The sequence below is a fragment of the Streptomyces ipomoeae 91-03 genome, from assembly GCF_000317595.1.
In the GTDB taxonomy this organism is placed as follows: domain Bacteria; phylum Actinomycetota; class Actinomycetes; order Streptomycetales; family Streptomycetaceae; genus Streptomyces; species Streptomyces ipomoeae.
The window spans coordinates 1-4,767 of the sequence record NZ_AEJC01000670.1 but is presented as its reverse complement, the minus strand read 5'-3'; the positions used below and the strand labels follow the sequence as shown (position 1 = coordinate 4,767).

The window sequence follows — 4,767 nt, the reverse complement described above, 5'->3', positions numbered from 1 at the left end:
CGACCGCGACCGGCAGCAACGACAGGACAACAACACTCTCCACCGCTCGTCCTCCCCGACCGACCACTGGCGCGCCGCCAGCAGTGTCCCGCCGGAGGCCGGTTCACGGAATACGGCCGCAGGTCATGGTCCGGCCGGAGCGCAGCCCCGGTAGCGCAGCCCCGGTAGCGCCGCCCTGGTGGTGCGGCCCCGGGGCCGGCCGTACCGGAGTGCCGCCCTCCGGGGTCAGCCGTAGAAGTAGCGCATGGCCTTCTGTTCGAAGTACGAGGAGTAGATGAGGCCGATGGCCGGGGTGCCGCGATAGGTGCCGACGTACTGCTGAGCGCTGTCGACCACGACGGGACGGGCCATACAGGCCCACTTCTGGCGCTGCTGGGCCTCCGCCCACCGTACGGCCGCCGGGTCCACCCGGTCGCTGACCAGCACGGGGAACGCGGCGATGCCGCTCTGCAGCCCGGCCGGCATACCGCCCTTGGTCTTCTTCGCGTACGTCAGCACCTGGTCGGTGAAGGCCTCGATCGTCGGGATGGTTATCTCGGGGAGGGCCGCCGCCACCGTGAACAGGTGCAGCTTCGTCGCCATCCATTTCCACTTGAAGTCCCAGGCGGTACCGGGCGGTCTGATGCCCCGCCGCGCCGAGGTAGATCTCATTGAGGGCCACCAGCCGCTGCGTGTCGTCGGCGACGGCCTCGACCATGGTCAACTCATCGACCTGACACCCCTGTCGCAGCGAGGAGGCCAGCAACTTCCCCGCCCGCGCGGGCCGATGCCGCACCAGCACCCCCGGATTGCGCCCGGGATCGGGGTTGATCCCCACCACCGGCTGCCCCGCGAGGTACTTGGCGACATTGGCCACCAGCCCGTCCTGCCCGACGACGACCACGACGTCCTCGGGCGCGAACAGGAAACGGTCCAAGTCCCCCCGCTCCACCCGTGCCTGACGCCAGGTCAGCGGAACCGAGGACGTGACCTCGGCCAGCGCCCGGCGCTCCCGCCGATGCCGCTCGGCCACGTCCTCGATGTCCCGCCCCCGGGACCGTAGAAAGAAGGCGGCCTGCCCGTGCGTACCGTGCCGGGCCACCAGCTCCTCGTACTCGGTGGTGCGATGGACCAGCACCACCCGTGGCGCGAGACTCACGCGGGGTTCCCGGAGGCACCCGCGCCACCGCCGAGCTTCGCCAGCAGCCCCGTCAGGACGTCGGGCGACACGGTCACGCTTTCGATGCGCGGCAGATTCTCCGCGAGCCGTGTCCCGGTGAGCGCGTGCAGGGTCGCCGCGTCCACCTCGCCGTGCACCCGCAGCCACGCCGCCTGCGCCTCGGCCCGCGCCGCCCCGACCGTGCGCTCGGCCCGGGCCTCGGCCTCCGCGAGCCGAGTCCGACGCTCTGCCTCCGCCTCGGCGAGCTTGACGCCGCGCGCGGCCTCGGCCTCGGCGAGCTTCACGGTCCGCGTCGCCTCCGCCTCGGTCAGCCGTACCGTCCGCGCCGCCTCGGCCTCCGCCTTCACCGCGTCGGCGGCGGCCTTCTCCTCCGCCTCCCGCCGCGCGTTCGTCCCCCGCTGCTCGACCAACCGCTCCTCGCGCCGGGCGAGTTCGATCTGGCTGGCCAGCTCGTTCTCGGCGATGGCCCGCTCCCGCTCGACGGCCACGGCCCGCCGCTCGTACGTCGCCCGGTCCGCCTCCTGTTGGATCTGCTCCCGCGCGGGCGTCCGCAGCGCCCGCTCCACCTCGGGCTCGGGCCGCAGCGCCACCACGCGTACGGCCACGATCTCGATCCCGGTGGCCGGCAGCCGCGGCTCGGCCGCCAGCCCGCTCGCCACCCGTTCCCGTACCGCCGCGACCCCGTCGACCAGGGCCGAGGACAGCGACGTACGGGCCAGGACGTCCAGCGCGTGCTGCTGAGCCGTCTCCGTCAGCAGCGTCGCCAACTGCTCCAGCGGCGCACCCCGCCAGACCCCGGTGTCGGGGTCGATGGAGAAGTCCAGCCGGGTGGCGGCGGTCGCCGGCTCGCTGATCCGGTATGTCACCGTCGCCTGCACCGCCACGTCCTGGAAGTCGGACGTACGGGCGTGAAAGGTCATCGCCAACTCCCGGTCGTCCACCGGGATCTCCGACAGCGCGGCGGTCAGCGACCGGTACCAGAAGCTCAGCCCCGGGCCGTCGTGCACAAGCCGCCCGGAACGGTGATGACGGATGTGCGCGGTGGGCGCACCGCGCAGATGCCGCCAGCCGAGCCGCCTGGTGATGTCGGCCATGAATGGTCCCCCTCGTGGTGCTGTGCGATGGTGCGCCACAGACGTGTTCGCGTCACTTAGACGATAATGACTCGACCCTCTTATCGTCAAGGGGACGAAATGAAGGAACCCGTCGATCCGATCCGGCCGGCCGGAGGGTGAACACGCGCCCGAATGGTCAGGATGAAGGCATGGGATTCCATGTCGACTCCGAGGCCGGGCGGCTGCGCCGCGTCATCCTTCACCGGCCGGATCTCGAGCTCAAAAGGCTCACCCCCAGCAACAAGGACGCGCTGCTCTTCGATGACGTGCTGTGGGTGCGCCGGGCGCGCGCCGAGCACGACGGCTTCGCGGACGTACTGCGCGACCGCGGCGTCGCCGTCCACCTCTTCGGCGACCTCCTCACCGACGTCATGCAGATCCCTCGGGCCCGGGAGCTCGTCCTCGACCGGGTCTTCGACGAGAAGGAGTACGGTCCGCTCGCCACGGACCATCTCAGGGCGGCCTTCGAGTCCCTGCCCCTCGGTGAACTCGTCGAGGCCCTGATCGGCGGTATGACCAAGCGCGAGTTCCTGGACGCACACATGGAGCCGGCCTCCGTGCGCTTCCATGTCATGGAGCTCGACGAGTTCCTCCTCGACCCCCTCCCCAACCACCTCTTCACCCGCGACACCTCCGCCTGGATCTACGACGGGGTCTCCATCAACGCCATGCGCTGGCCGGCCCGTCAGCGCGAGACGGTCCACTTCGAGGCGATCTACCGGCACCACCCCCTCTTCCGCGGCGAAACGTTCCACGTCTGGTCGGAGGGGCAGGCCGACTATCCGTCCACCATCGAGGGCGGCGACGTCCTCGTCATCGGCAACGGTGCCGTCCTCATCGGCATGAGCGAGCGCACCACCCCGCAGGCGGTCGAGATGCTCGCCCACAAGCTGTTCGCCGCCGGGTCGGCCGAGACGATCGTGGCGCTCGACATGCCCAAGCGGCGCGCCTTCATGCACCTCGACACCGTGATGACGATGGTCGACGGCGACACCTTCACCCAGTACGCGGGCCTCGGCATGCTCCGCTCGTACACCATCGAACCGGGCGTCGGGGAGAAGGAACTCAAGGTCACCGACCATCCGCCGGAGCACATGCACCGCGCCATCGCCGCCGCCCTCGGCCTCAGCGAGATCCGCGTCCTGACCGCCACCCAGGACGTCCACGCCGCCGAACGCGAACAGTGGGACGACGGCTGCAACGTCCTCGCCGTCGAGCCCGGCGTCGTCGTCGCCTACGAACGCAACTCCACCACCAATACGCATCTGCGCAAACAGGGCATCGAGGTAATCGAGATCCCGGGCAGCGAGCTGGGCCGGGGGAGGGGCGGACCGCGCTGCATGAGCTGTCCGGTGGAGAGGGCGCCCGTATAGAAATGTGGAACGTCGTATAGACTTCCAGTCCTTCTTACGCTGTCCCTGCTGTCTTCGCTGTCCCTGCCGTCATCACCCCAGGAGCGCCCCCATGGCGACTGTCCCTCACGCCCTCGCCGGGCGCCATTTCCTCAAGGAGCTGGACTTCACCGCGGAGGAGTTCCGCGGGCTGATCGAGCTGGCCGTGGAGCTGAAGGCGGCCAAGAAGGCAGGGACGGAGACCCAGTACCTGCGCGGCAAGAACATCGCCCTGATCTTCGAGAAGACCTCGACGCGCACGCGCTGCGCGTTCGAGGTCGCCGCGGCCGACCAGGGCGCCCGGACCACCTACCTCGACCCCTCCGGCTCGCAGATGGGGCACAAGGAGTCGGTCCGGGACACGGCACGGGTGCTCGGGCGGATGTTCGACGCGATCGAGTTCCGCGGGGACAGTCAGGCCAACGTCGAGGAACTGGCCGCCCATGCCGGGGTGCCCGTCTACAACGGCCTCACCGACGACTGGCACCCCACCCAGATGCTCGCCGACGTGATGACCATGACCGAGCACAGCGACAAGCCGCTCGATGAGATCGCCTTCGCCTACCTCGGTGACGCCCGCTTCAACATGGGCAACTCCTACCTGGTCACCGGCGCCCTCCTCGGCATGGACGTCCGCATCGTCGCCCCCCAGGCCTACTGGCCCGCCGAGGAGATCGTCACCCACGCCTCCAAGCTCGCCGAGATCAGCGGCGCGCGCATCACCCTCACCGAGAACATCCACGAGGGCGTCCAGGGCGCCGACTTCGTCGCCACCGACGTCTGGGTGTCGATGGGCGAGCCCAAGGAGGTCTGGGACGAGCGCATCGGCGCCCTCTCCCCGTACGCCGTGACCATGGACGTCCTGGACGCCACCGGCAACCCCGACGTCAAGTTCCTCCACTGCCTCCCGGCCTTCCACGACCTCGGCACGAAGGTCGGCCGCGAGATACATGAACGTCATGGCCTCACCTCCCTCGAAGTCACCGACGAGGTCTTCGAGTCCCCCCACTCGGTCGTCTTCGACGAGGCCGAGAACCGCCTCCACACGATCAAGGCGATCCTGGTGGCGACGTTGGCCTGACGCCCAAGAGCCCGGGGGCGA

General features: G+C 69.8%; 4 protein-coding genes and 1 pseudogene. 2 read left to right on the top strand and 3 right to left on the bottom strand.

Features of this window, described 5'->3' with window-relative positions:
* Positions 1 to 225: 225 nt before the first annotated feature.
* The 3 genes and pseudogenes from STRIP9103_RS44140 to STRIP9103_RS44130 form a co-directional block, all read right to left on the bottom strand.
* Positions 226 to 651, bottom strand: coding sequence for a levansucrase (locus STRIP9103_RS44140; RefSeq protein ID WP_234022457.1), 426 nt, complete (start codon positions 649 to 651; stop codon positions 226 to 228).
* Positions 566 to 1,138 (bottom strand): annotated as a pseudogene (locus STRIP9103_RS52655) (hypothetical protein); the annotation flags it as partial. The gene STRIP9103_RS44140 and the pseudogene STRIP9103_RS52655, both read right to left, overlap by 86 nt.
* Positions 1,135 to 2,253, bottom strand: coding sequence for an SPFH domain-containing protein (locus STRIP9103_RS44130; protein ID WP_009342790.1), 1,119 nt, complete (start codon positions 2,251 to 2,253; stop codon positions 1,135 to 1,137). The gene STRIP9103_RS44130 and the pseudogene STRIP9103_RS52655, both read right to left, overlap by 4 nt.
* Positions 2,254 to 2,423: 170 nt before the next feature.
* Between STRIP9103_RS44130 and STRIP9103_RS44125 the strand changes: the two genes are divergently transcribed.
* On the top strand, positions 2,424 to 3,647 hold the full coding sequence (locus tag STRIP9103_RS44125) for an arginine deiminase (RefSeq protein ID WP_009342792.1): 1,224 nt from the start codon (positions 2,424 to 2,426) through the stop codon (positions 3,645 to 3,647).
* A 91-nt stretch (positions 3,648 to 3,738) separates the two neighbouring features.
* Entirely contained in the window at positions 3,739 to 4,746 is a 1,008-nt protein-coding gene (gene argF, locus STRIP9103_RS44120) for an ornithine carbamoyltransferase (protein WP_009342788.1), read from the top strand.
* The last annotated feature ends 21 nt before the right edge of the window (positions 4,747 to 4,767 follow it).

Coding starts and splice junctions, on each gene's coding strand:
- STRIP9103_RS44140 (WP_234022457.1), bottom strand. CDS start 651: ATGAGATCTACCTCGGCGCGGCGGGGCATCAGACCGCCCGGTACCGCC.
- STRIP9103_RS44130 (WP_009342790.1), bottom strand. CDS start 2,253: ATGGCCGACATCACCAGGCGGCTCGGCTGGCGGCATCTGCGCGGTGCG.
- STRIP9103_RS44125 (WP_009342792.1), top strand. CDS start 2,424: ATGGGATTCCATGTCGACTCCGAGGCCGGGCGGCTGCGCCGCGTCATC.
- argF (WP_009342788.1), top strand. CDS start 3,739: ATGGCGACTGTCCCTCACGCCCTCGCCGGGCGCCATTTCCTCAAGGAG.